This is a genomic window from Novacetimonas pomaceti (assembly GCF_003207955.1).
GTDB lineage: Bacteria > Pseudomonadota > Alphaproteobacteria > Acetobacterales > Acetobacteraceae > Novacetimonas > Novacetimonas pomaceti.
The window spans coordinates 1-3,194 of the sequence record NZ_NOXG01000066.1 but is presented as its reverse complement, the minus strand read 5'-3'; the positions used below and the strand labels follow the sequence as shown (position 1 = coordinate 3,194).

Here is a 3,194-nt window from a genome sequence, read left to right as displayed (position 1 = left end):
TGATATCCGCAAGGATGATCTGGGACTGGCGTTGGCTGCTGAGCGTCAGCCTCGTCGAGGCCGATCTTCTGCGACCACGTTACGCAGGCAGCAGGATAAGGATAAGGATAAGGCCACGCATGGGGGAGCGGATGTTATTGATATGGACGGTGCTTCGTTCTGATGCCTGATTTCAGCGCCCATGTCGTTCTTGGCGACAGCCTGACCCCCGTGGGTCAACTGCGTTTTACGCAGGCAGATCCACGGCAGTTTTCGACCTTCACTTATGATCCGGCCTGGGTCGAGAATTCTCGGGCCTTTGCCATCCAGCCAACCTTTCCCCTCGGCTCTGTGCCGTTTCATGCGGCTGGCCAGCCAGGGAACGTGTGCGATGCCCTTGCGGGTGTCTTTGCTGATGCTGCGCCCGACAGTTGGGGGCGCAGGCTTCTTGAGCGTGCCTACGGCAATGGGCTTTCCGGGGCGATGGCGCGTCATTATGAGGCCGCCTTCATAAACGATCAGATCGGGATTGCGCTAACGATCTGATAATCAGATATGACCGATAATATCGTTTAGTATGCCATATACGACGCATAAATTTGTAGAATCTATCCTGCCAGACGCCGCCGCGCTATTGATCGAACAGCATGGTCAACATCATTGTGTCCGCAATGATCAGGCTGTGAGGACGTCAGGAGAATATCTGTCACTTTCTACCCAGTGGTAAATTCGAGTTCCGATTGTTCATCAATGGCGCGCAGGGTCTCGTACAGTCCTGCAGCCACGCCTCTGCCGCCTACGATCTCGTCCGCCAGTTCGTCCAGAACGCCGGCAAATGCTTCATCGGTCGCGAGACCAAAAACAGTCATGCGTTCGCTTTTTCTGCGTTCGATCTCGCTGTTTGCTGTTCCCGAGGGAAATACGGTGGCAAGCATCCGCAGGGCCCGGGCAAAGTGGATCCGTTTGTAAAGGCGCGAACGGAGCGCCGTGTCTCCAGGCGTCGTCGAAAAAGACCAGAGTTCGATTGGCCCCAGGACGTTCACCAGAAGCTGTTCATACTTTGCTTCTCCGGCCGACATGTCCACGAAGAACGGCGCACCATTCTTTCCCGGACCCGGCAGCGCGTTGCGGATGACATAGGCGCTGGCATCGGACAGCTTGAAGCGTCGGATAAGGCTGTCCGCCGTCTCCTGATCACCGCATTTGAGGACCCATCGGGCGGTTGATATCTTGTAGAGGTCCTCGCTGAAATCGGTATGGTTCTGTGAAATGAAGGCGAGCTGGACGTTGTGCTTGCGTCCCTCGCGGCCATCGCGCACAGCCTGCTTGTCTACCTGGGGCGCGGGTTCGGTGCGGTGCCACTCATCGAAGTCGACACGTTTCGTCGTTTCGTACATCTCCGTGAAACGGGCGAGATGATAGTCCCGCATGGATGGGGGCATATGCGGGTCGTCCGCATAATCGGGATGCAGAAAGAAATTCCGGGCCAGGATATGGCGGCCAAGCATATACATGAGTGCTGTCTGGCGGTTGGCTGCGGGAGAGCCGGAAGGTGCCACCTCGGCAAGATCGAGAACGATCACGCGCGCATCCCCCATATCCAGCCTTGTCGGGGACGCCAGCATGGGAAAATTCTTGATCACGTTCATGATGTAGCGATCAAACGTGTCGATCAGGCTTTCACCAGTTTCCAGGGTGATCTTGGAATAGCGTTTTTCGATTTCCGGACTGCGGGCAGCAATCAGCAGATCCTGTAGGACCGGTATGGCATGACGCTGGGCAAAACCTGCAAGGCGATATTCCCTGAGATTGACAAGGGCATCGACGACATCCCGCCACCATGTCGGATCGTCTTCTCCCGCATGGTGGGGCAGGCTGATGCCCAGCGATGTTATTGCGGCATCGACGTCGGGCTCGATCCCCGGAGTGTAGATTTTGGGCGTGCCCCCCTGCACCCCGGTGCAGAGGCGGTAGGCTTCATCAATCACGTCCTCTACCAGATGGTCCATGCCCTCCCACGGCCTGCCATCCAGCGGCGTGGCAAGGAGCGAGATGAAATTCTGCAGGAAGACGCGCTCGAGTGGCAGGGGATATTCCAGCCCGACCTGGGTATCGAAGACATTGACTTCGAAGCCCGGGATTGCCTGCATCTTGACGTAAACCGCCTCGTGCGGGCGTTCGGGGCCAAGCGCGTTGCGCAGCATCTCGATCAGTCCGCGCGAGGACGGCCCTATATCGAGCTTGCCGATATAGGGGAGCTTCGTGCCGTGGCTGCTGATCGCGGCGCTGCTGAGGATCAAGCCCAGCAGAATGGTATTGGCCAGAACGGATTTTCCGCCGCCAGGCGGGGCTACGATAATGTCTACGACAGATGGGCGTAGCCCGCCCCCGGTCGGATCATAGGGCCAGATTGAACCATCGGGTTTGCGGAAGAGAATGGATCCCCTCTGCCACGGTGACGCACTGCGTGCCCACGGCATCATGGAGAACGCGTCACCGACAAGAGCGAGCGATGAGGTCGCAGTCGAACCGAGCGCCAGGGCAGGGACAGAACCCATGGCCGCTTCCAGCGGATCGCCCGAAATCCGCGTTGTCTTGCTGTTGCCCCACGCATCAATCGCCTGGGAGAGGTCCGACGCCTGCCGTCGCAGCTTCGCCTCTGCTCCAACCGGAGCCCAGGTTGTGGCGGTCATGCGCATCCGCACGGAATTATGGTTGTTTTTCTGGCGCTCGAGCTTGAGTGCGGCAAACGCCCGTCGAATGTCGCTATTTCCGGGGAACATCGCCAGAAACCCGGCTCCGGCTTCCTTGAAGCCGAAGGCGGCGCGGCCACCGCCCTCCAGGATCATGGCGCTGCGCCATGGCAGTCTCTTGCGGCCAAGCACGCTGGAGAGTTCGGAGAACGGGCGCGGATCCTCTGGGCCAATCGTCATGTCGACCGGGGCGTATGTATAATCCCCCACGGTCACGAGCTGCCCGCCTTTCGTTTCGGCGTCGGCATTGAAGATCTGGTCCCGGATCGCTGGCCAGAGCAGGCCCTGCGGATGTGGCTGCGGGTCATCCAGATCGTCGGGAAGCCGTGGCATGACCCGGTCACCCAGCAGGATCGGTTTCCAGGCGGAGCCCGCCGTTTCACGATAGGTCGCTTCGCGCGCGACCTGCAATGCCTGATGTGGACCGAGGAATTCGCAGGAAATGTCGAACCCCTGCAAGGC

2 protein-coding genes are annotated in these 3,194 nt (G+C 59.1%); one reads left to right on the top strand and one right to left on the bottom strand.

Annotation, left to right across the window (positions count from 1 at the left end; translation table 11 throughout):
• Window positions 1-162: 162 nt before the first annotated feature.
• Window positions 163-525 (top strand): HipA N-terminal domain-containing protein, encoded by a 363-nt coding sequence (locus tag CFR71_RS15365; protein ID WP_110532181.1) that lies wholly within the window; start codon window positions 163-165, stop codon window positions 523-525.
• Between the two features lie 167 nt (window positions 526-692).
• Here CFR71_RS15365 and CFR71_RS15360 read toward each other — a convergent pair.
• A partial coding sequence (locus CFR71_RS15360) for an ATP-binding protein (protein WP_110532179.1) occupies window positions 693-3,194 on the bottom strand: 2,502 nt, incomplete at its 5' end.

Excerpts from the sequence above, each read along its gene's own strand:
- CFR71_RS15365 (WP_110532181.1), top strand. The coding sequence starts at position 163 with ATGCCTGATTTCAGCGCCCATGTCGTTCTTGGCGACAGCCTGACCCCC.